At 33.3% G+C, this 19,152-nt stretch carries 25 protein-coding genes; 3 read left to right on the forward strand and 22 right to left on the reverse strand.

Annotated elements, in window-relative coordinates:
* Window positions 1-18 precede the first annotated feature (18 nt).
* On the reverse strand, window positions 19-417 hold the full coding sequence (locus AC5ZCW_RS00570) for a VOC family protein (protein ID WP_343544094.1): 399 nt from the start codon (window positions 415-417) through the stop codon (window positions 19-21).
* 118 nt (window positions 418-535) lie between these two features.
* Here AC5ZCW_RS00570 and AC5ZCW_RS00575 point away from each other — a divergent pair, with 118 nt between their 5' ends.
* Window positions 536-886 (forward strand): DUF2200 domain-containing protein, encoded by a 351-nt coding sequence (locus tag AC5ZCW_RS00575; protein WP_496117210.1) that lies wholly within the window; start codon window positions 536-538, stop codon window positions 884-886.
* Window positions 887-919: 33 nt separating this feature from the next.
* Here the strand turns inward: AC5ZCW_RS00575 and AC5ZCW_RS00580 are convergent, their stop codons facing one another.
* From AC5ZCW_RS00580 to AC5ZCW_RS00650, 15 genes are all read right to left on the reverse strand, one after another.
* The gene (locus AC5ZCW_RS00580; RefSeq protein ID WP_496117212.1) at window positions 920-1,477 is read right to left on the reverse strand and encodes a DUF4256 domain-containing protein; all 558 of its coding nucleotides are present in this window, start codon (window positions 1,475-1,477) and stop codon (window positions 920-922) included.
* Between the two features lie 13 nt (window positions 1,478-1,490).
* Entirely contained in the window at window positions 1,491-1,868 is a 378-nt protein-coding gene (locus AC5ZCW_RS00585) for a DoxX family protein (protein WP_343544097.1), read from the reverse strand.
* Window positions 1,869-1,873: 5 nt separating this feature from the next.
* Window positions 1,874-2,341 carry an SRPBCC domain-containing protein gene (locus AC5ZCW_RS00590; RefSeq protein ID WP_343544098.1) on the reverse strand — a complete coding sequence of 156 codons (468 nt, stop codon included), beginning with the start codon at window positions 2,339-2,341 and terminating at the stop codon, window positions 1,874-1,876.
* A 3-nt stretch (window positions 2,342-2,344) separates the two neighbouring features.
* A complete protein-coding gene (locus AC5ZCW_RS00595; protein WP_008464153.1) occupies window positions 2,345-2,662 on the reverse strand; it encodes an ArsR/SmtB family transcription factor in 318 nt (105 codons plus the stop codon).
* A gap of 139 nt (window positions 2,663-2,801) precedes the next feature.
* Complete coding sequence (locus AC5ZCW_RS00600; RefSeq protein WP_496117214.1) at window positions 2,802-3,854, reverse strand: linear amide C-N hydrolase; 1,053 nt, start codon at window positions 3,852-3,854, stop codon at window positions 2,802-2,804.
* A gap of 224 nt (window positions 3,855-4,078) precedes the next feature.
* Window positions 4,079-5,665 (reverse strand): ribosomal protection-like ABC-F family protein, encoded by a 1,587-nt coding sequence (gene abc-f, locus AC5ZCW_RS00605; RefSeq protein WP_496117216.1) that lies wholly within the window; start codon window positions 5,663-5,665, stop codon window positions 4,079-4,081.
* 206 nt (window positions 5,666-5,871) lie between these two features.
* A complete protein-coding gene (locus tag AC5ZCW_RS00610; RefSeq protein ID WP_343544102.1) occupies window positions 5,872-6,243 on the reverse strand; it encodes a hypothetical protein in 372 nt (123 codons plus the stop codon).
* 215 nt (window positions 6,244-6,458) lie between these two features.
* Window positions 6,459-7,391: a transglutaminase-like domain-containing protein gene (locus tag AC5ZCW_RS00615; RefSeq protein ID WP_496117218.1), complete on the reverse strand. Its 933-nt coding sequence runs from the start codon at window positions 7,389-7,391 to the stop codon at window positions 6,459-6,461.
* 19 nt (window positions 7,392-7,410) lie between these two features.
* Window positions 7,411-8,262 carry a substrate-binding domain-containing protein gene (locus AC5ZCW_RS00620; RefSeq protein WP_281632616.1) on the reverse strand — a complete coding sequence of 284 codons (852 nt, stop codon included), beginning with the start codon at window positions 8,260-8,262 and terminating at the stop codon, window positions 7,411-7,413.
* 57 nt (window positions 8,263-8,319) lie between these two features.
* Window positions 8,320-8,796: a DUF4265 domain-containing protein gene (locus tag AC5ZCW_RS00625; RefSeq protein WP_496117221.1), complete on the reverse strand. Its 477-nt coding sequence runs from the start codon at window positions 8,794-8,796 to the stop codon at window positions 8,320-8,322.
* Window positions 8,796-9,188, reverse strand: a complete 393-nt coding sequence (locus AC5ZCW_RS00630; protein ID WP_343544104.1) for a VOC family protein — start codon at window positions 9,186-9,188, stop codon at window positions 8,796-8,798. The genes AC5ZCW_RS00625 and AC5ZCW_RS00630 overlap by 1 nt, the downstream gene beginning before the upstream one ends.
* Window positions 9,189-9,191: 3 nt before the next feature.
* A complete protein-coding gene (locus tag AC5ZCW_RS00635; protein ID WP_496117223.1) occupies window positions 9,192-9,632 on the reverse strand; it encodes a DinB family protein in 441 nt (146 codons plus the stop codon).
* An 11-nt stretch (window positions 9,633-9,643) separates the two neighbouring features.
* Entirely contained in the window at window positions 9,644-10,513 is an 870-nt protein-coding gene (locus AC5ZCW_RS00640; protein WP_496117225.1) for a nucleoside phosphorylase, read from the reverse strand.
* Between the two features lie 116 nt (window positions 10,514-10,629).
* Window positions 10,630-10,962, reverse strand: a complete 333-nt coding sequence (locus AC5ZCW_RS00645) for a translation initiation factor (protein WP_223705817.1) — start codon at window positions 10,960-10,962, stop codon at window positions 10,630-10,632.
* A gap of 111 nt (window positions 10,963-11,073) precedes the next feature.
* The gene (locus AC5ZCW_RS00650) at window positions 11,074-12,024 is read right to left on the reverse strand and encodes an isopenicillin N synthase family dioxygenase (RefSeq protein ID WP_496117227.1); all 951 of its coding nucleotides are present in this window, start codon (window positions 12,022-12,024) and stop codon (window positions 11,074-11,076) included.
* 188 nt (window positions 12,025-12,212) lie between these two features.
* Between AC5ZCW_RS00650 and AC5ZCW_RS00655 the strand changes: the two genes are divergently transcribed.
* Window positions 12,213-14,189 (forward strand): alpha-ketoacid dehydrogenase subunit alpha/beta, encoded by a 1,977-nt coding sequence (locus tag AC5ZCW_RS00655; protein WP_496117229.1) that lies wholly within the window; start codon window positions 12,213-12,215, stop codon window positions 14,187-14,189.
* A 159-nt stretch (window positions 14,190-14,348) separates the two neighbouring features.
* Here AC5ZCW_RS00655 and AC5ZCW_RS00660 read toward each other — a convergent pair whose 3' ends face one another.
* The 4 genes from AC5ZCW_RS00660 to AC5ZCW_RS00675 form a co-directional block, all read right to left on the reverse strand.
* Window positions 14,349-15,320: a quinone oxidoreductase family protein gene (locus AC5ZCW_RS00660; protein ID WP_496117231.1), complete on the reverse strand. Its 972-nt coding sequence runs from the start codon at window positions 15,318-15,320 to the stop codon at window positions 14,349-14,351.
* Between the two features lie 127 nt (window positions 15,321-15,447).
* Window positions 15,448-16,026 (reverse strand): Crp/Fnr family transcriptional regulator, encoded by a 579-nt coding sequence (locus tag AC5ZCW_RS00665; protein WP_496117233.1) that lies wholly within the window; start codon window positions 16,024-16,026, stop codon window positions 15,448-15,450.
* 25 nt (window positions 16,027-16,051) lie between these two features.
* Complete coding sequence (locus AC5ZCW_RS00670; RefSeq protein ID WP_496117235.1) at window positions 16,052-16,522, reverse strand: hypothetical protein; 471 nt, start codon at window positions 16,520-16,522, stop codon at window positions 16,052-16,054.
* A 30-nt stretch (window positions 16,523-16,552) separates the two neighbouring features.
* Window positions 16,553-16,954, reverse strand: a complete 402-nt coding sequence (locus AC5ZCW_RS00675; protein WP_202002736.1) for a glyoxalase — start codon at window positions 16,952-16,954, stop codon at window positions 16,553-16,555.
* Window positions 16,955-17,036: 82 nt separating this feature from the next.
* Between AC5ZCW_RS00675 and AC5ZCW_RS00680 the strand changes: the two genes are divergently transcribed.
* Complete coding sequence (locus AC5ZCW_RS00680; RefSeq protein WP_496117237.1) at window positions 17,037-17,456, forward strand: hypothetical protein; 420 nt, start codon at window positions 17,037-17,039, stop codon at window positions 17,454-17,456.
* A gap of 161 nt (window positions 17,457-17,617) precedes the next feature.
* Here AC5ZCW_RS00680 and AC5ZCW_RS00685 read toward each other — a convergent pair whose 3' ends face one another.
* Together AC5ZCW_RS00685 and AC5ZCW_RS00690 are read right to left on the reverse strand one after the other, a co-directional pair.
* Window positions 17,618-18,865 carry a mechanosensitive ion channel family protein gene (locus tag AC5ZCW_RS00685; protein WP_343544113.1) on the reverse strand — a complete coding sequence of 416 codons (1,248 nt, stop codon included), beginning with the start codon at window positions 18,863-18,865 and terminating at the stop codon, window positions 17,618-17,620.
* Window positions 18,858-19,151, reverse strand: a complete 294-nt coding sequence (locus AC5ZCW_RS00690) for a DUF3817 domain-containing protein (RefSeq protein WP_263523121.1) — start codon at window positions 19,149-19,151, stop codon at window positions 18,858-18,860. Before AC5ZCW_RS00690 ends, AC5ZCW_RS00685 begins: the two co-directional genes overlap by 8 nt.
* Between the last annotated feature and the right edge of the window lies 1 nt (window position 19,152).

Below are 19,152 nucleotides of genomic sequence, written 5' to 3' on the forward strand. Positions count from 1 at the left end.
TCCTAACTCAAAACTAAATTAAGGTTCCCAAAGCTCAATTTTATTGCCTTCTGTGTCCATAATATGTACAAACTTACCATACTCGTAGGTTTCGATATCGTCAAGAATTGTAACGCCATTTGCTTTTAATTTTTCTAAAAGACCTTCAATATTTTGAACACGATAATTCACCATAAATTCCTTTTTTGATGGAGAGAAATATTCGTCACCTTTCTTAAATGGACACCATTGTGTAGATTCAATTTGGTTAGGATTTTCGAGGTTTCTAGATTCAAAACTTGAAGAACCCCATTCGTTAATTTCTAAGCCCAAATTTTTGGTGTACCATTCTTTGGTTTCTTTTGGATTATCCATAAAAAAGAAAATTCCGCCAAGTCCTGTCACTTTTGGTGTCTCGTCATTTGAATTATTTTTCATCACTTTAATTTTTTAAAATATTTTTGAAGAATCTAAGTTATAAATAATTCTTGTATCCGAGTTTTTTAAGTTTTGAATTATATTTACATAACCAAATAACAGTTAAAAAAAGAGCCTTATGAAAAACGAAAGAGTATATAAATTACTATTCTCCAGTGTTTATCCTTTATATATTCAAAAGGTTGAAAAGAAGGGGAGAACCAAAGAAGAATTGGATATCGTAATAAAATGGTTGACAGGATATAATGATGAGCAACTTCAAGAACAAATTGAAAGGAAAGTTGACTTTGAAACTTTCTTTGCAGAAGCTCCTGAATTGAACCCAAATGTATCTAAAATCACTGGTGTTATCTGCGGTTATCGCGTAGAAGAAATAGAAGATCCATTGATGCAGAAAATACGTTATCTTGATAAACTAGTAGACGAAATAGCCAAAGGCAAAAAAATGGAGAAGATTTTAAGAGAATAAAAAACCTCCATTTTTGGAGGTTTTCAATCTTCTTTAAACTCTTAACAAACCGCGAAATCCTCTCGCAGCATAATAAGATTCTGCCCCATTGTGATACACAAAAACCGTATTGTATCTGAAATCTGAGAAAATAGCACCTCCAAGTTTTCTTATTTCTGGCGGAGTTAAAATCCAGCTTGATGTTTTAGCATCAAATTTCCCCAATTTTTGCAATTCTTTATATTGCTCTTCATTTAAGATTTCAATTCCCATTTCTTGAGCCATATTAATAGCACTATCAGCAGGTTTATGTTCTTTTCTTTTTTCCAGCGCTTCATGATCGTAACAAATACTTCTACGCCCTTTAGGACTTTCAGTAGAGCAATCTACAAAAAGATATTCGTCAGTTTTAGCGTCATATCCAATTACGTCTGGCTCGCCTTCAGTTCTTTCCATTTCCTCAAGAGACCATAATTTTGATAGGTTAGCTTTTAGTTTGGCTTCAATTTTTGACCAATCTAAACCTTTATGGCGGTTTGTATTCTTCTCAAAACGTTTTTCTAGAATGCTTAATAATTCTTCTTGTTCGTTTATTGTCAGTTGCTTTTTCATCTTCTTATATTTTTTAATTAGAATTGCATCTTCTAGTTTCTGGTCTGAAATACCAAGAAACGACTGTTAGAACAATTAATAATACTGGTCCAAAAAGTGCCGATGCATCATCTCTGACAGCTAAATGCGAAACAACGGCTCCTGACATTGCAAAAAAGAAACCTGCATAAGCCCATTCTTTTAATAAACCGAATTTAGGGATTAAGATTGCTATAACTCCCAATAATTTCCAAACACCCAAAAGGGTTAAAAAGTAAAGCGGATATCCTAAATGTTGGATCATTTCTGCTTCTTCTTTTAAAGGTATCAGTTGTACAATTCCTGTTGATGTCATTCCTAAAGCCAGCCATAAAGTGGCAATCCAATAAATAATTTTATTCTTTTTGCTCATGATTTTTATTTTAGTTGAGTTACAATTTCTTCCAATCGGTTGTGTGCCATATTTAAACCTTGTGCAAATGGCAATTTTAACTGATTCATTCTATGTTCAATAGATTTGTAGATAATCTGCATAGTCAATTTACTAGTTTCATCTGTTAGCTTTTCAAATGCTAAAAACTCCAATTGAGGTGCAAAATTGATATTATCCATTTCAAAAGTGCGCACTATTTTTTCATTCGGAACAAAATCATGAAAAACACCATTGGCCTTAAAAACTACATTTCCATTAGGATCACTGGTTTCAAATTCCCAACCGCCATATTTCTTACTCTCCAATTTCAAAACTTTTGTGCCCATCCATTGTGCAACAATTTCGGGTTCGGTATGAGCCTTAAATAATAGTTCAACCGGAAGATTAAATTCTCTTGTAATTACGAGATCTTGTCTGTCATCTTCCGCGTGAATTTTTGTTTTCTTTTCCATGATTTATTTTTTATAGTTTTTCATAATTGATTCTAACTTATTAAAACGATCATCCCACATTTTTCTAAATGGCTCGATGAATTTGTCAATTTCTTTCATTTTTTCTGGATTTAAATGATAATAAATTTCTCTTCCGTTTTGTGTTTGATGTAACAGTTCACATTCGTTTAAAATCTGAATATGTTTTGAAATCGTCTGTCTAGACGAGTTAAAATTCTCTGCAATCGCCCCAGGAGTCATAGCCTGAATGGCAACTAAACTTAAAATAGCTCTTCGAGTAGGATCGGCTATTGCTTGAAAAACGTCTCTTCTAATTTCCATTATGCAGTTATTTGACTGCAAATATAACGAAGTCATTTGACTGCGCAATATTTTTCTTCATTTTTTTTCCAAAAACAAAACCTTCAAACATTTCAATTTGAAGGTTTTAAGTGTATTTATAGCAGTTAGAGGAGATTGATTAATCTAATCCAGCAAACTGAAAAGGCTTTGTTTCCTTGAAATTAATCAAAGATTCACCTGAATAATTTTCATTATTGGCCAAGCTTAGTTTTTTAATTTTTCCTTTTTCACTAAAATCAATTTTACTGAATTCAACCCAAATTACATTGGGATTCAAAACATTATCAAAATAATAAACCAGATTCTTTTGGTCAGCGACAGTTCTCCAGCGGGTAGAGGAGATGTTGGGTTCTGTTTCTGAGGAAATACCTAAAGGAACAGAACAGTTTCTAATAACCCCAAAAACACTTGCCAAAGCCGTTCTACTGTTATCTGTTTTCGGAATAGCATCAATATAATAGGAAGCTCTTACAAAGCGATCTGCTGCGCGATTGGTTCCAGGAAGCATAATTGTGCCCGGAATGCCTTTCCAGTACGCATTAATAGCCAATTGCTGGTCAAAAATAGGAGAATTGGTCATGGCAACATATTTTCTGTCATGGTGAATAACCAATTTTCCATTTATATATTCAAAAATTGCGTTATCACCAGTAGAATCTGATATTGACAAATGTACGGTCGCAAAAATATTGGTTCCCGGAATGTGTGACGAAGTAATAACAAAATCATTCTTTTCTAAGGCTGCGACTGCTTCAGAAACCGTTGAAAAATTATCCAAAACGTATTGAAGCCATAATGAAACTGCCAGACCTTTTACTTTTCCGTTTTTCTCAAATGCAGGATATTGTGATTCTACAAGCCATAAAAGATTACCTACAAGACCTTTTTCATTCATTCCGTCAGAAGAAGCGATGTCCCATGAACTCGTAATAACGCTTCCATATTTTGATTTCCATTTTATTGAACTTGTACCAACTTCTCCAGATCTTGCAATGCCACGCGGAAAAATCCACAGATTAGCCGGAATTTCTCCTCGCCAATCCATTGAACGGGCGGTAATAATTGTTCCGTTTAAACCTTCGTAAACTATTCTTGTACATGGCAATACAGTTTCGGTTATCAATAAAGTAAAAGCAAGTAGGGCAGGAAGAATTCTGTTTTTGGATTTCATAATTTAAGACATTTAATTAAACGTTAAGTTCTGATTTTCAAAAGTATACTTGCAGAATAAAAGCTTACAAATAAGCTTATCTGCAATTTACAGATTATTTCGTAAAAAATTAGCTATAAAATAATAGTTTTTTTACCCTTAAAAAGTATTCATTGCTTGATGTTTTAAGAGTTGGATTTGCAATTAAAAAAAGCGCCAGAATTATTCTGACGCCTTTTTTGCTTTTAAAGTGAGATTGTTTTTTCAATATTAATTTGTTCCAAAAACGTTTGATCGTGCGAGATTACAAGCAACGTTCCCTGGTATTCATTAATTGCTGCAATAAGAATTTCAATATTCTGAATATCTAAATTATTGGTCGGCTCATCTAGAATTATAATTTCAGGCGATTCGTTGCTAATCGTTAAACAGCATAACATTAAGCGCATTCTTTCGCCACCGCTCAGCGCATTGCAAGGTTTGTCCCAATCATTTCTAGAAAACAAGAAGCGATTCAATCTCATTTTGATTTCATGTTCTTCTAAACCGCAGTCGTTAAAAGTCAGAGCCTGATCATAAATTTTTAAATCTTGATTCAATAATGAATAATCCTGATCGATATAAATTGCTTTTTTGGCTAAAGAAGTACTATTTCCCTTTGTTGGCTTTAGTTCACCGAGAATAATCTTAATCAAAGTCGTTTTTCCAGAACCATTGGCACCTTTTATAACAAAACGATCACCAGAAAGAATTTCAAAATTGAGATTCTCATTCCAGAGATCTTTTTGTCCATAAGTATAATTAAGATCAGACGCCTTAAAAAGTGTTTTCCCTTTAATAAAAGATGCCGTATTAAAACCAAATTTCATTTGATCTATAGCAGGAAGTGATGAACGCAGCTGTCTCAAATCTTCGGAAATATTGCCAATTTTTTCGGCATGAACATCCTTAAGTTTTGAACTGCTGTTTTCGGCTTTATTTCGAAGCGTATTCATCATAATTCTGGCAACGCCCGATTTTTCTTGTTTCTTTTTTCCTTTAGAATCTAATTTGTTCTGACGTTCAATTGTTTCTCGTTCTTTTTCTTTTGCTTTTTTCAGTGCCTTTTCCTTGCCCTGAACATCTTGTTCTAAGGCATTGTTTTCAATTTTTTTCTGTTCGCTATAAAAATGATAATTCCCTCCATAGACAGAAATCTCATTTTTGGTCATTTCCAAAGTCTTATTCAAAAGATTGAGCAATGTTCTGTCGTGACTAACGATAAGCAATGTACTAGAGGTAGATTTTATAAAATCATATAATAACGTTCTGCTTACAAAATCCAAATGATTACTAGGCTCATCCAACAAAACTAGATCGGGCTCGTGAATCATGATTCCGGCCAAAAACACTTTTGTTTTCTGTCCGCCACTTAAAGTTTCCATTTTCTGATTTAAATCTAAATCATAAAGTTGCCAATAGGAGAGCGCTTCGTTACAACGTTCTTCAATCGTCCAATCGTCATTTAGAAGCTGAAGATTTTCTTCGGTTACAACACCTTCAAGTATTTCTTTAAGTGAAGTTATTTTTTCCTTTATCTGTAAAGCTTCAGCAATAGTCAAATCATTAAACTGGCCAAATAACTGCGGAACAAAATAGGGTTTTGATTGCTGTATGATTTGTCCTGAAAACGGCATTAATTCGCCAGCAATAATTTTTAGTAGTGTAGATTTTCCAACACCATTATTTCCGACTAAAGCGGTTTTATCGTGATTGTTGAGTGTAAAACTAATGTTTTGAAACAGCATATCTTTATTCTCATGCTGATAGGAGATATTTTGAAGAATAAGCATAATTCCTTTCTTTTATAGATAAATAATTTAACAGCCACAAAAAAGTGGTTGATTACTAAATTTTACTGAAAGAAATTATTTTTCACATAGAGCGTACTTATTTTAAGAGTTGCAAAGATATTTATTTTAGACTTAAAAATCAAAAAACCATTCTTTACAATTGTAGTGAATGGTTTTTTGTATCTAATTAAGAGATAATTCTCTGTTTAAATTTTATCAAATGTTAGTTTGGCTTCTTTGGTATCTAGAATTAATTTATCGTCTGTTATAGTGCTTTCGCAAACATAAGGCGTACCAACTTCATCTTTAATAACAAGTTTTTTTCCTTTTTGTGTTAGCGCATAAGTTCCGTCCGTGATTTCACGAAGCAAATATCCTGTTACATGCCCATCTTCAGTAAACGTAAGCATTCCATTGGTTAAAATCGCGTTTTTAGTAGAATCAGAAACAGCTTCTTTAGGTTCTACTGCAGTAACTTTCCATGAATTCACAAGCTTGTCTCTTTTACGATGGCATGAAACAATTAATACGACGACAGCAATGGCAATTACGAGGGTAAATAATTTAGAGTTTTTCATGATTTTGTGATTAAAAGTTAAACAGGAAAAGTTACAAAAAAAAATGACATTAAAATATTCGAAATCAAATATTTATAAAGATTTTTTTTACTTATAAAAATGAATTGCTTTTAATGCAGAAAGTCTTTGTTTCCCGAACCTTTACTGATAACCAATTGTTTACAAATTATCTCTAACCGAAGTCAAAACTAGTGTGATTGGCTTCTTGAGATGTATTAATTTAAAGTTAAAGCCCCTAAAATTTCCTCATACATAAACGGCCCTCCAGGGTAAGTTGCCGTATAATCTAAGTTCATCCAAACCTGACCTCGTTCGTCTATATGATAGTGCAGTTTTTTGCCATAACTTTCTTTTGCAAAAAGAACATTTTTAATTAGGTAATTGATTTTTTCCAAATCAATCATAGAACCAATTAAAATTTCGGGATAAATATGTCCTTTTGTATGAATAAGGCGCGGAGTTCCGCCAATGGAGCGCACAGCAGCAGCCATCAAAATAGAGTGATCATCGCAATCGCCAGAAAAATATTCTAAAGATTCGCTGGCGGTTGCAATATAATCACCGTCTTTTGGATCGTTTACATAATTCCATCTGCCGTTTATTTCTTTAAAAACAGCAAAACATTGAATTATGGTTCGATAATCTGAATATCCTCTAACGCTTTTAAAATGCTTTGAGGTTGCCATAATAGCAAAATTTCGCACTTTAGGATTTTGGTATTCTATAGCATTGATAATCTTTGTTTTATTTGGAAACGGAAGCAGCTTTGCAACAATAATATCCTGCGGATATGGATTATCAGACATGGTGTAAATCATAGAATTATAATCTTCTGAGATTTCGTTAAAGCCATAATTTCCAATTACAGATCCGTAAAACAGAATTAGTAAATAAACTGCCACACACAGAATAATAATCGTTCTGAGATACATCAGAAGAAAAAATATGGCTGCAAAAACAAAAATAAAGATGAAGATACGATCTAAATTGAATGCCCATTCCAAATCAATTAAGTTCTGATGCAGTATGATGAAAATCGGAATTGTAATTAAAAGACTTAAAATCGAGATAATAATCCTGTCCCACGGTGATTTCACCTGTAGTTTAGATTTTAATCGCGGTAAGTCAATTTTAGGGAATTTCATCATACGAATCAAAAAGCAAGTATTACAATGCTTTTACTGTTTCTACAAAAATACTTTTTTTATCAATAATTCCCAGATCAAATAACTGATTTTGAATTTTATTAAAAGATTTTTCTGTCAAGTTTTTTTGCGACCACTGGGTCAATTTCAGCCATTCTTTAATATCTTCAGATTTTTGATTGAACAGTTTAGATAATTTCTTATCTATCTCTGGAATCTCTTTAAAATCAACAGTTGTTTTGTTGATTATTTTAAGAATCGTTTCAACTGTCTTGCCGTTCTTTTTTAAGAACTCATCGCGAACCACAATGATAAATGAAGGCCAAGGAGTAGGGCAGTCGTCAATACGTCTAAAAACACCTTTATCAACAAGAGGCTTAGTCATAAAACGTTCCCACATAAAATAATCTGCTTTTTTGTTGGTCAAGGCGTCTACGGCACCATCAATTGTATTTACAATTTCAAATTCGAGATCATCCATTTCCCAGCCTTGCTCATTTGCATTTACATAAGCCATCAATTGTGATCCTGAACCCAATCTCGAAATCGCAGCTTTTTTATTTTTTAGATCTTTTAGCGTTTGAAAATCAGATTTTGCATCAACGTGAATTCCCCAAATTAATGGTGACTGCACGTAAATCTGAACAATTTTGCTCGGATTTCCCGCTGCTATATCCTTTAAAATTCCTTCGGTTAGAATAACAGCCAAATCTGTTTCTCCATCGCGAAGCATTTGACACATTTTCCCAGTTCCTTCGGGAACATTTGTCCATTGTAAGTCGATGTTCTCTTCTTCAAACTCGCCGTTTTCAATGCATAGATGCCACGGCAAATTGAAGTGTTCCGGAACACCCGCAATTTTGACAGTTTTCATTTATTTTAAGTTTAAGTTAAGTTGCTTGGTATGCGTAATCTTATGGTTGAGTTGAGTTTAGTTTTTTAATAAATCTGCCCTATGTTTCTCTGAAAGGCAAGGTTCTGCAAATTCTATGATTTCTTTAGATTCGTATTCATTCAAAAGACTTCTTACCAAAGAGTAATCTATATCTTTAGTAATTTCTGCTGCGAAAAAGGTTTCATTCAATCCTTCAGACAAACAATTAATTGCTTTCAGTTTTTCTCGGATGATTTCCTTGTCAAATCCTTTTTCTAAAACCGCCACCTGAATAATCGAATTTCCAGAATTCTGAATCGTTTTTCTATGCATAAAACGTTCTTCTGTTTCATCATATTCGGCATAGAAAATATCGTCTGTAGCAATTAAAGGACCGAAAAACGGAATATTATCCAGTTTGAAAAGACCTTTCTCCAGATCAATAATTTCTGCCCACATTGTTTCAGACACTACTTCGTCTAGATAATCACTATAATATTTAAATAATATTTTTTTATGAGTTTCTTGTTCCATTATTCAATTTCGCTAATTACAGCTTTTAAAGGAGATATTACGATTCTATAACCATCTGGATCCTGAATCATCTTTCCGTTTTCATTCCAAAAAGGGTTCAGCGATGGAATAACTGCAATATTGTGCTGCGTTAATTTATGTACTAATTTATCGTAATCTGCAATAGTTTTTGGATATAACACCATAACATCATCTTCATCAAAAGTATGTTTGGCTTTAATATCAGATTGAGTAAATTCAAAATGCCAGTCTAAACCAGGTTTTCCGATAAAAACACCATCATAATTATTATGATGTTCAAATCCGCCCAATCGTTCAAACCCGAGCACATCAACATAAAAATTTTCTATTTTTTCTAAATCATTTGTATGTCTGGCTACTCTCAAAAACATAATTTATGCTCTTATTTGATTAATATGATGTTCTAAATGTTCAACATAATCAGTCATTAAAAACCTCAAATCAATTACAGATTCATCGGCCAAAATGATTTCATAATCCAAAGCTTTCTCATTTACCGTCTTCATGATTCTCACAATCTGCTTGTTTATTGAAAACCACAACTGAGTTAGCTCCTTAATATCTGTTTTCTGATACTGATTTAAATTTACTAAATCCATCTGATTATACGGTCTATGACGATATGGTTTTTCCGAATAATTAATTTCTGTAAAGCGTACCAAATTATGAATTGCAGAATCCACCAAATGACCTAAAATCTCTTTTTTAGACCATTTACCAAGATTTTTTGCTTCTAAAATTTCATTCTGTATTGTCGGAATGTAATTGACATTCTCGCTCAATAACTGTTCGAATTTAAGAATAGAATTTTGCATAAAATCTCTAATTAATTACTGGCTAATTTATTTAATGTATAAGCAATCAATTCATCGACAGCCTTGTACGGATCTGCGCTAAAAGTTCCAGAAGCACGATTGGCAATAATAGCGTTTAACGATAAAGCATTATGGCCTAAAAGAGCCGAAAGCCCGTAAATTGCAGCCGTTTCCATTTCTAAATTAGTGATTTTAGTTCCATTAAAACTAAAATTATCCATTTTATTATTTAATTCTTCGTCTTGAATATTTAAACGTAAAACTCTTCCTTGTGGGCCATAGAATCCTCCTGCAGTTGCCGTAATACCTTTAAAAATTCGATCTGATTCTATTAGTTTTTCTAATTTTTCAGAACATTGCGTTACGTAAGGTTTTCCTTTTTTTGGATCCCAGTTTGTATGCTCTACAAATGCATCTTCCATTTCTATAATAGAAACATCGTCAATCAAATAGGAGCGAAGCATATTGTCTAATCCTAAGCCAAATTTCGACATTACGAAACTGTCAACCGGAATATCTTCTTGCAAAGAACCCGAAGTTCCAATTCTGATAATGTTTAAAGAAGTTAATTTTTCTTTTGGCTGACGCGTTTTAAGATCGATATTTACTAAAGCATCTAATTCGTTTAGTACAATATCAATATTATCAGGTCCAATTCCTGTAGAAACTACCGAAATTCTTTTGCCTTTATAAATACCTGTTTGGGTTTTAAATTCTCTTTTTTGAGCAGAATGTTCGATTGAATCGAAAAACTGAGTGATTTTTTCTACTCTGTTTTGGTCACCGACAAAAATAATGTCGTGTGCTATATGTTCCGGACGAAGGTTTAAGTGATAAACGCTTCCGTCAGGGTTTAGTATTAATTCTGATGATTGAATCATTTTTTTTAAAGTTGCTAAGTTTCTGAGATGCTAAGGTTCTGAGTTTTTTTGTTTCAGGTTTCAAGTTTCAGGTTAGTCAAATAACTTGAAACTTTTAACTTTAAACTTGAAACTTTTTATCCACCTACACGTTTGGTTTTAAATCCTTTTTCTTTTAAGATTGCCATAATTTTGTCACGGTAATCGCCTTGAATTATGATCGAATCGTCTTTAAAAGTGCCGCCAACGCTTAATTTTGTTTTGATTTCTTTGGCTAAGACTTTAAAATCTTCATCTGAGCCTTCGTAACCTTCTATTATCGTAGTTGGTTTTCCTTTTCTTTTTTCAAATTTACAGATCATAGGTTCTTTCTGTACATACAGAACGTGCTCTTGTTCTTCAACTTGCTCAGGTTCATTTGATTCAACGTGATCTGGAAATAAGTTTTTTAATTGATCTTTAAAGTCCATATTTTCTTATTCTAAAAATAAATTCCAAGCATAAAGATATTTAAAAATTAAATTCCAAACCCCAAGAAAAACTTGGAATTTGGAATTTTTATATTTGGAAGTTATTTAAGTTTATTTTTTAATTAAACCTAACTCTACTAAACGCTCGTGTAAAAACTCTCCAGCCGAAATATCTTCGTATTTCTTTGGATTTTCTTCATCAATACAGTTTTCAAGACAATCCAAACGCATATCGCTTACTGGATGCATGAAAAATGGAATAGAATAACGTGAAGTTCCCCATAGTTCTCTTGGCGGATTTACCACTTGGTGAATTGTAGATTTTAATTTATTGTTGGTATGTCTAGACAACATATCTCCAACATTGATTACCAATTCGTCATCTTCTGCAATAGCATCAATCCAGTCGCCATTATGGTTTTGAACTTGTAATCCTCTTCCTTGAGCGCCCATCAATAAAGTAATTAAATTGATGTCTCCGTGAGCTGCCGCACGAATTGCATTTTCTGGCTCAGAAGTGATTGGCGGGTAGTGGATTGGTCTCAAAATTGAGTTTCCTTCTTTTGCATAATTATCAAAATAAAACTCATCTAGTCCTAAATGTAAAGCCAAAGCTCTTAATACATAAACCCCAGTTTTTTCAAGTTTTTGATAAGCATCTTTACCAACTGCATTAAAACGAGGCAGTTCAGTAACTTCTACATTATCTGGGTATTCTGAAGCCCATCTTGAAGCTGCGTCAACGTACTGGCCAAAATGCCAAAACTCTTTTAAATCTCCCTCTTTGCGTCCTTTAGCATGTTCTTTTCCAAAAGAAACATAGCCTCTTTGTCCACCAATTCCAGGAATTTCATATTTATGCTTAGTTTCTATTGGCAAGGCGAAAAAGTTTCTTATTTCACCATAAAGTTCGTCTACCAATTGATCATCAAGAAAATGACCTTTTAAGGCTACGAAGCCAATGTTTTCAAATGCACTGCCGATTTCATTTACAAATTTTTGTTTACGTTTCGGGTCGTCCGAAAGGAAATCACGTAAGTCTACACTAGGAATGTTTTGCATACTTTACATTTTTATTTTAAAAGAAAAAAGGTGTCATAAGCACCTTTCGCTGACAAAGGTAGATAATATTTTAGAAAATAATCTTAAGCTCAGGCATTAAAAGCTTGTTTTTGGTCAAAATTTTATTCTAGAATCTAATAAAACAGCAACAATTTGTTATATTTGAAACACCAAAAACAAAAAAATTCATGATCTTTTACCGCCAAAACCTGACTGACGCGCAATTATTAGATTTATACAAAAAAATACTAAAACCACGATTGATTGAAGAAAAGATGCTCATCTTGATTCGACAAGGAAAAGTTTCCAAATGGTTTTCTGGAATAGGCCAAGAAGCCATTTCTGTTGGTGTAACCGCTGTTTTAGACGAATCCGAATATGTCTTGCCAATGCACCGAAATCTTGGTGTTTTTACTACTCGAGAAATTCCGCTTCACCGTCTGTTTTCTCAATGGCAGGGAAAAGCAAATGGTTTTACAAAAGGTCGTGATAGAAGTTTCCATTTTGGAACGCAACAATATCATATTATAGGAATGATTTCGCATCTAGGTCCGCAGTTAGGAATTGCTGACGGAATCGCTCTTGCAAATAAACTTCAAGACAATAAAAAAATTACGGCCGTTTTTACGGGAGAAGGCGCAACTAGTGAAGGCGATTTTCATGAAGCGCTGAATATTGCTGCGGTTTGGAAACTCCCTGTAATGTTTATCATTGAAAACAACGGTTACGGACTTTCTACGCCAACCAATGAACAATATGCCTGTGAGAATCTTGCTGACAAAGGAATTGGTTACGGAATTGAAAGCTGGATTATTGACGGAAATAATATTGTAGAAATTTACAATAAACTATCGCAATTAAAGAAAGAAATGCAGGAAGATCCACGTCCTGTTTTATTGGAATTTAAAACTTTCAGAATGCGCGGGCACGAAGAGGCGAGCGGTACAAAATATGTTCCTCAAGATTTAATGGATCAATGGGAATTGAGAGATCCTGTTACGAATTTCAGAAAATATTTGACTGAAAACGGAATTCTAACCGCTGAATTAGACGAACAATTTCATACCGAAATCAAACATGAAATTGATGAAAATTGGGCAATTGCGAATGCCGAACCAGAGATCGAACCAACTTATAGCGGAGAGTTAAATGATGTTTATAAAGAACATCAATATGAGGAATATAGCCCTAATTCAGATTCAGAAAATATTCGTTTTATAGACGCTATTAGAAATAGCCTAGAACAGTCCATGTGGCGTCATAAAAACCTTGTAATTATGGGACAGGATATCGCTGAATATGGCGGAGCTTTTAAAATTACAGAAGGCTTTGTTGATGCTTTTGGAAAAGACAGAATACGTAATACGCCAATATGCGAAAGCGCTGTAATTTCAGCGGCAATGGGACTTTCTATAAACGGTTATAAAGCGATTGTAGAAATGCAATTTGCTGATTTCGTTTCAACTGGATTTAATCCGATTGTGAACCTTTTGGCGAAATCTCATTATCGCTGGGGTGAAAAAGCCGATGTTGTCGTTCGCATGCCTTGTGGCGGAGGAACTCAGGCTGGACCTTTTCACTCGCAAACGAATGAGGCTTGGTTTACAAAAACTCCAGGTTTAAAAGTAGTTTATCCAGCATTTCCATACGATGCAAAAGGGCTTTTGAATACTGCAATTAACGACCCAAATCCTGTTTTATTCTTCGAACATAAATTATTATACCGCAGTATTTATCAAGATGTTCCGAAAGACTATTATACCATTCCTTTAGGTAAAGCCACTTTGGTTAAAGAAGGAAAATCAGTAACCATTATCGCATTTGGTGCTACTGTTCATTGGGCTTTAGAAACTTTATCTCAACATCCAGAAATCGATGCCGATTTAATCGATTTAAGAACTTTACAGCCTTTGGACACTGAAACTATTTTTGCTTCGGTTAAGAAAACAGGAAAAGCCATAATCTACCAAGAAGACACCCTATTTGGCGGAATTGCAAGTGATATTTCGGCTTTAATTATGGAAAACTGCTTCGAATATCTAGACGCTCCAGTAAAACGCGTAGCAAGTTTAGATTCACCAATTCCTTTTACTAAAGCGCTAGAAGATCAGTTTTTACCAAGAAATAGATTTGAGCAAGCTTTGAAAGAATTATTAGAATATTAAAACACTAAAATTTAAACACATAGAAACATAGAATTTAGGAATCCTAAAAGGCGTTTCACTTAGCAGAAATACACATAGCTATGTGTGATAAACTAGTTTCTTTCTAATTCTCTTTTAAAAAAATAAGAATCCTATGTTTCTATGTGTTTGAAATCTTTTTTAAGTCAAAACCACAAGCCTTTTGCCGTCAGGAACTTCCGCATTCCACATTCTCTCAATATCTGATAAATGAACGGTTTCAATATTTACTTTTAGTATATTTTTAGATGCCAAAAGAAACATTTCGGGAAGTATTTCAGAAAATAACAATTTCACTTCTTCTTTTGTCCAGCTTCCCAAACCTGAACCAGACAATTGAAGATCTACACTTCGTAAAATCTGTGCCGATAATTGAATTAAGTCTCCAGACATAGAACCAACAGAAACATATCGGGTTTTATGCGTAAAGTTTCCATTTCCTTTTAAAACTGAAAAAATAAGTTCTGCTGAATGTCCCCATAAATAATCAATTACAATATCTATTGGAGTATTTTTATGGATTTCTTTTAACTGAGAAACAAAAGATTCATCATCTTGTTTTAAAGAAACAATTTCATCGACTCCTAATTCTAAAAGGCTTTCAAGCGTTTTTTCATTTCTTCCTGTAACAATAATCTTTTTAGCTCCATAATGTTTTGCAATTTGAACTGCCATTTGTCCAGTAAAACCAGTTGCTCCATTTATCAAAACCGTTTCACCTGATTTGATGCCAGCTCTAAAACGAAGTGCCATCGCCGAACCTGCAACTGCATTTGGCATCGCTGCGGCTGTTGCATCATCAATTCCGTGTGGTAAAACAACCATTCGATTTTTCTCTACTAAAGCTTTTTCTGCGATTGTTCCTGAAATTCCACGGGCGTAAACTCTCGTTCCGTTTTCTAGAACTCCAATTCCGTCGCTTCCAACTACAAACCCGTTTTGGTTTTCTTTTTCCGAAGAATAATGATCTCCGCTTGCAATTCCTTTATCCAGATTTGTAATGGTTACGGCTTTTACCGAAACTAAAACTTCATTTTCATTTAAAGCAATTGGCTCTTCAAATTCTGCATATTTTGGCAATTCGCCTTTTTCATAAACTACTGCTGCTTTCATAATTATTAAATTTTATGAAGCAAAATTACAGAGCCGTTTATGGGCAGACGATAACATTTGTTATCAAATTTTTCTTTAAACTATATAGGTTATATAAGTTAGTTTAAGTTTGGCTTATATTAAAATGTCAATTATTTTTATTTACTAATTTGCTTTTTAATCTGCTTAAATGTACCGTAGTTATGCCTAAATAAGAAGCGATATAATGTTGCGGAACACGCAATATAATCTGAGGTCTTTGTTGAATTAAATTAACATAACGCTCTGCGGGGGAATCTTTTATAAACGAAACAAAATATTTCATATAATCAAAAGTACGCTCAAAAAGCTTATTAATGAGACTATCCCTCAATGCTGGTATTTCTTTGATTTCTTCGAGAATTTTATCCAGATCATTTTTATGAATCCACCACAAAACCGAAGGCTCAATCGTTTCTATATTTGTTGGACTCGGAAGTTTCTTCATAAAACTTTCGATAGAAGCAACGCTCTCATTTTCAAAAAAGAATTGCGTAGTAAGATCTTTTCCATTATTGTTAAACCAAACCCGAATACAGCCTTTTTCTATGATATAAAGCTTTTTTGAAACTTCACCTTCTTCTAAAAGGGTAGTTTTCGCAGGAACTTCAATTCTATTGAAATAACCGATGTATTCGTTCCACTTTTGATCGGTTAAAGGGAATTTATTTCGGAATTGGCTGAACATTTATCTTAAATATAAATTTATTGCATTAGAATTTATTTTCAAATCTCTTTAAAACATGTCTATCTGAAAAAACATCTTTCCACATTTCAATTCTATAACAATCCTTAGCGTCTTCAGAATATGCGGATTCTAAATTACTATAATAGACACGAACTCTATAATTCCCAGTTTCAATTTTTTCTTCTAAAATAAGGGTCGTTAACGGACAATCATTTATTTGTACGAAACCAGTTTTTATTTCTAAACTAGCTTCTACAACATGATCAAAAGCACTGAAATCGGAAATTAAACTTTTAGAATCTAAAAATTCAAGTTCACATTTTACAATTCCTTCACTATTTTCAATAGAAATCCCTAAAATTCCTTTCTCTACGGCAAGTTTATCATTAAAGGCTTCAATAGACCAAAAATCTTCGCTTTCAGTATCTCCTTGTTCATCTTTTTCATTTAAATAAAATTGACCATAATCTGTTGTAAAATCTAAACTAAATTTCATCTTAACTAAAATTGCATACTTTTTTTATTGTTAATTTGATTCCACTTCAAACAACTGCACCTGATTTTTCAATCGGTCAATAAGTAAATTCATCATTCGCTTATTCAAATCAGAAGAATTTTGAATGTAAGTATTGTATTCGTCTACTGTAAAAAGCGCCATTACGATTCCTTTTAAGGAATTTCTAAATTTAATGTCTTTTTGAATGGAATTTTCGATGGTCTGAAGCTTCTTTTCGACCGAGTAAGAATAGAAATCGGGTTTGTTTTTATTTACATAATTGATAAAAACAGCAATGAACAAGTCGTTTTGAAGTTTTAAAATAGGCCTGATGGTCTGGTTTTGAAAGATCTCATCTGCTGAAGATTGAGCACTTACAGTTCCTAAAGTTTCGCCTCTGAATTCTTTTAAAAAAGTGTCTCTATCTTCCATGGGGTTTTGTTTTAAGTTTTCCTTAAAGTTAAAGAAATAATCCCATTGTAAAAACCTATTTTTGTTTTTCTAAAAATAAATTATGCGATTATTTCTGTTTCTCTGCTTATTATTAGCTTCTTGCAATTCTAAAGAAGATAAAGAAAAATACAATCATCAATTATACCGCGCTGTAAACAACAAAGACACGGCTGTTTTTGATATTCATATAAATGACAAACGTTTTTATGGCCGTTATGAAATTTTGCATTATGGAACCGGAAAAGATTCTGGCGATGTAAGAGGAGATTTAAGAGGTGATACGCTTAGAGGCGATTATCACTATATTTCTTTTGGAGGCGCTTGGAAAAGAGTTCCTTTAGCTCTTTTAAAGAAAGACGATAAACTTTATTTAGGAAAAGGGGTAATCGGGACTTATTTTAATCTTCCGTGTTACGTTCCAGAAGTTCCTATTGAATATAATAATCCTGAGTTTCTTTTTGAAAGGATAGAGGAGAAGTAGTTTTTTTGTTTCAGGTTTCAAGTTGAATGGCTTGTGCGTTTTACCGCAAAGCACGCAAAGTTTAATATAAGCAAAACACCAATATAAACGCAAAGTTCGCAAAGCTTTGTGTAAAAACTTTGCGAACTTTGCGTATTCTTTGCGCTCTTTGCGGTTAAAATTTAGCCAATACTCGACGGCAATTCAAAAATTTCAAGATCAAAATATCTAACTGATGCCATTACGTGGTCGAAAATATCAGCCATAATGTATTCGTAATTTGCCCAGCGTTTGTCGCTTGAAAACACATAAATTTCCAACGGAACTCCATGCGCGGTAGATTGTAACTGTCGGCACATGATATGCATATTTTTATTCAATCCCGGATGGTCATTTAAATATTGCATAATATATTTTCTAAACAATCCTAAATTGGTCATGTTTCGGCCATTTAGCGAAAGCGTTTTATCAATTCCCCTAAGATCATTGTATTTATCGATTTCTGCTTGACGGCTGTCTATGTAAGAAGTTATCAACTGGACTTTTTTTAGCTGATGCAAATCTTCATCATTCAAAAAACGAATTGTACTGCTTTTTATTAAAACATGTCTTTTGATACGTCTTCCATCAGATTTCTGCATTCCGCGCCAGTTCTGAAACGAATCAGAACTTAAAGCGTATGTTGGAATAGTTGTGATTGTATTATCGAAGTTTCGAACTTTTACTGTTGTCAAATTGATTTCGATAACATCTCCATCGGCACCAAATTTATCCATCGTAATCCAATCGCCAATACGAACCATATCGTTTATGGCAACTTGAACACTAGAAACAAATCCAAGAATTGTATCTCTAAAAATTAAGATGATAATTGCCGAAAGTGTCCCTAGAATGGTTAATAGTTCGCCCTTCTTAATTCCGAATAAAGTCGAAATAATCATGGCAACTCCAAAAATCCAAAGTACAATCATGATAACCTGAACAAAACTGTCAATTGGCTTGTCGCTGTATTCAGGCTTTTGTTTTAAATAATCGCGTAAGGAATTAAAAACAGTTCGAACAATCCATAATCCAAGCAATACAATATAGATTCCGACAATTTTTCCAAAAATCGATTCCCAATACTCATATTTGTCCAGAATTACTGGAACGGCTTTATAAATAAAGAAAAACGGAATTAAATAAGCGGTATATCTTGTTGTTTTGTTTTGAATTAAATAATCATCAAATTTTGTTTTGGTACGCTGCGCAAAAACGGCTGTTAGCGTAACCAAAAGAAATTTAGCAGCATAATAAATAACATATGCCAGCGCTATTAGAATAAGAATATTAAAAATTAGACTGGTATAAGACGCAACGTTGCGGCTCATTCCCCAGTCTCTGAAAACAGGATATAAAAAGTTAAATATTTTCTCCAAAAGCTTATGCATTTGCTTTAGTTTCTAAATATTTTTTCTCGATATAAAAAGTTCCAAACGGAATAAGAGAGGCAACCAAAATGATTCCGAAAGTTTTTAAGTCCCAATTCATTGATTTTTTCAATAAAAAAGCTAAAAGAATATATCCGATAAATAAAACACCATGTGTCATTCCTAACGGACGTAATAATGTATGGTAAAGTTCAGGATTATTGTTTTTGATAATAAGCATATTAGCAAATAATACTAAATAAGAGATTCCCTCTAAAATGGCAGTAACTTTGAAAATCTTGAGCATG

This window comes from Flavobacterium sp. PLA-DH12 (assembly GCF_059511845.1).

Bases quoted from the DNA above. Each gene is read 5' to 3' on its own strand.
- AC5ZCW_RS00570 (WP_343544094.1), bottom strand. From the start codon at position 417: ATGAAAAATAATTCAAATGACGAGACACCAAAAGTGACAGGACTTGGC.
- AC5ZCW_RS00575 (WP_496117210.1), top strand. From the start codon at position 536: ATGAAAAACGAAAGAGTATATAAATTACTATTCTCCAGTGTTTATCCT.
- AC5ZCW_RS00580 (WP_496117212.1), bottom strand. From the start codon at position 1,477: ATGAAAAAGCAACTGACAATAAACGAACAAGAAGAATTATTAAGCATT.
- AC5ZCW_RS00585 (WP_343544097.1), bottom strand. From the start codon at position 1,868: ATGAGCAAAAAGAATAAAATTATTTATTGGATTGCCACTTTATGGCTG.
- AC5ZCW_RS00590 (WP_343544098.1), bottom strand. From the start codon at position 2,341: ATGGAAAAGAAAACAAAAATTCACGCGGAAGATGACAGACAAGATCTC.
- AC5ZCW_RS00595 (WP_008464153.1), bottom strand. From the start codon at position 2,662: ATGGAAATTAGAAGAGACGTTTTTCAAGCAATAGCCGATCCTACTCGA.
- AC5ZCW_RS00600 (WP_496117214.1), bottom strand. From the start codon at position 3,854: ATGAAATCCAAAAACAGAATTCTTCCTGCCCTACTTGCTTTTACTTTA.
- abc-f (WP_496117216.1), bottom strand. From the start codon at position 5,665: ATGCTTATTCTTCAAAATATCTCCTATCAGCATGAGAATAAAGATATG.
- AC5ZCW_RS00610 (WP_343544102.1), bottom strand. From the start codon at position 6,243: ATGAAAAACTCTAAATTATTTACCCTCGTAATTGCCATTGCTGTCGTC.
- AC5ZCW_RS00615 (WP_496117218.1), bottom strand. From the start codon at position 7,391: ATGATGAAATTCCCTAAAATTGACTTACCGCGATTAAAATCTAAACTA.
- AC5ZCW_RS00620 (WP_281632616.1), bottom strand. From the start codon at position 8,262: ATGAAAACTGTCAAAATTGCGGGTGTTCCGGAACACTTCAATTTGCCG.
- AC5ZCW_RS00625 (WP_496117221.1), bottom strand. From the start codon at position 8,796: ATGGAACAAGAAACTCATAAAAAAATATTATTTAAATATTATAGTGAT.
- AC5ZCW_RS00630 (WP_343544104.1), bottom strand. From the start codon at position 9,188: ATGTTTTTGAGAGTAGCCAGACATACAAATGATTTAGAAAAAATAGAA.
- AC5ZCW_RS00635 (WP_496117223.1), bottom strand. From the start codon at position 9,632: ATGCAAAATTCTATTCTTAAATTCGAACAGTTATTGAGCGAGAATGTC.
- AC5ZCW_RS00640 (WP_496117225.1), bottom strand. From the start codon at position 10,513: ATGATTCAATCATCAGAATTAATACTAAACCCTGACGGAAGCGTTTAT.
- AC5ZCW_RS00645 (WP_223705817.1), bottom strand. From the start codon at position 10,962: ATGGACTTTAAAGATCAATTAAAAAACTTATTTCCAGATCACGTTGAA.
- AC5ZCW_RS00650 (WP_496117227.1), bottom strand. From the start codon at position 12,024: ATGCAAAACATTCCTAGTGTAGACTTACGTGATTTCCTTTCGGACGAC.
- AC5ZCW_RS00655 (WP_496117229.1), top strand. From the start codon at position 12,213: ATGATCTTTTACCGCCAAAACCTGACTGACGCGCAATTATTAGATTTA.
- AC5ZCW_RS00660 (WP_496117231.1), bottom strand. From the start codon at position 15,320: ATGAAAGCAGCAGTAGTTTATGAAAAAGGCGAATTGCCAAAATATGCA.
- AC5ZCW_RS00665 (WP_496117233.1), bottom strand. From the start codon at position 16,026: ATGTTCAGCCAATTCCGAAATAAATTCCCTTTAACCGATCAAAAGTGG.
- AC5ZCW_RS00670 (WP_496117235.1), bottom strand. From the start codon at position 16,522: ATGAAATTTAGTTTAGATTTTACAACAGATTATGGTCAATTTTATTTA.
- AC5ZCW_RS00675 (WP_202002736.1), bottom strand. From the start codon at position 16,954: ATGGAAGATAGAGACACTTTTTTAAAAGAATTCAGAGGCGAAACTTTA.
- AC5ZCW_RS00680 (WP_496117237.1), top strand. From the start codon at position 17,037: ATGCGATTATTTCTGTTTCTCTGCTTATTATTAGCTTCTTGCAATTCT.
- AC5ZCW_RS00685 (WP_343544113.1), bottom strand. From the start codon at position 18,865: ATGCATAAGCTTTTGGAGAAAATATTTAACTTTTTATATCCTGTTTTC.
- AC5ZCW_RS00690 (WP_263523121.1), bottom strand. From the start codon at position 19,151: ATGCTCAAGATTTTCAAAGTTACTGCCATTTTAGAGGGAATCTCTTAT.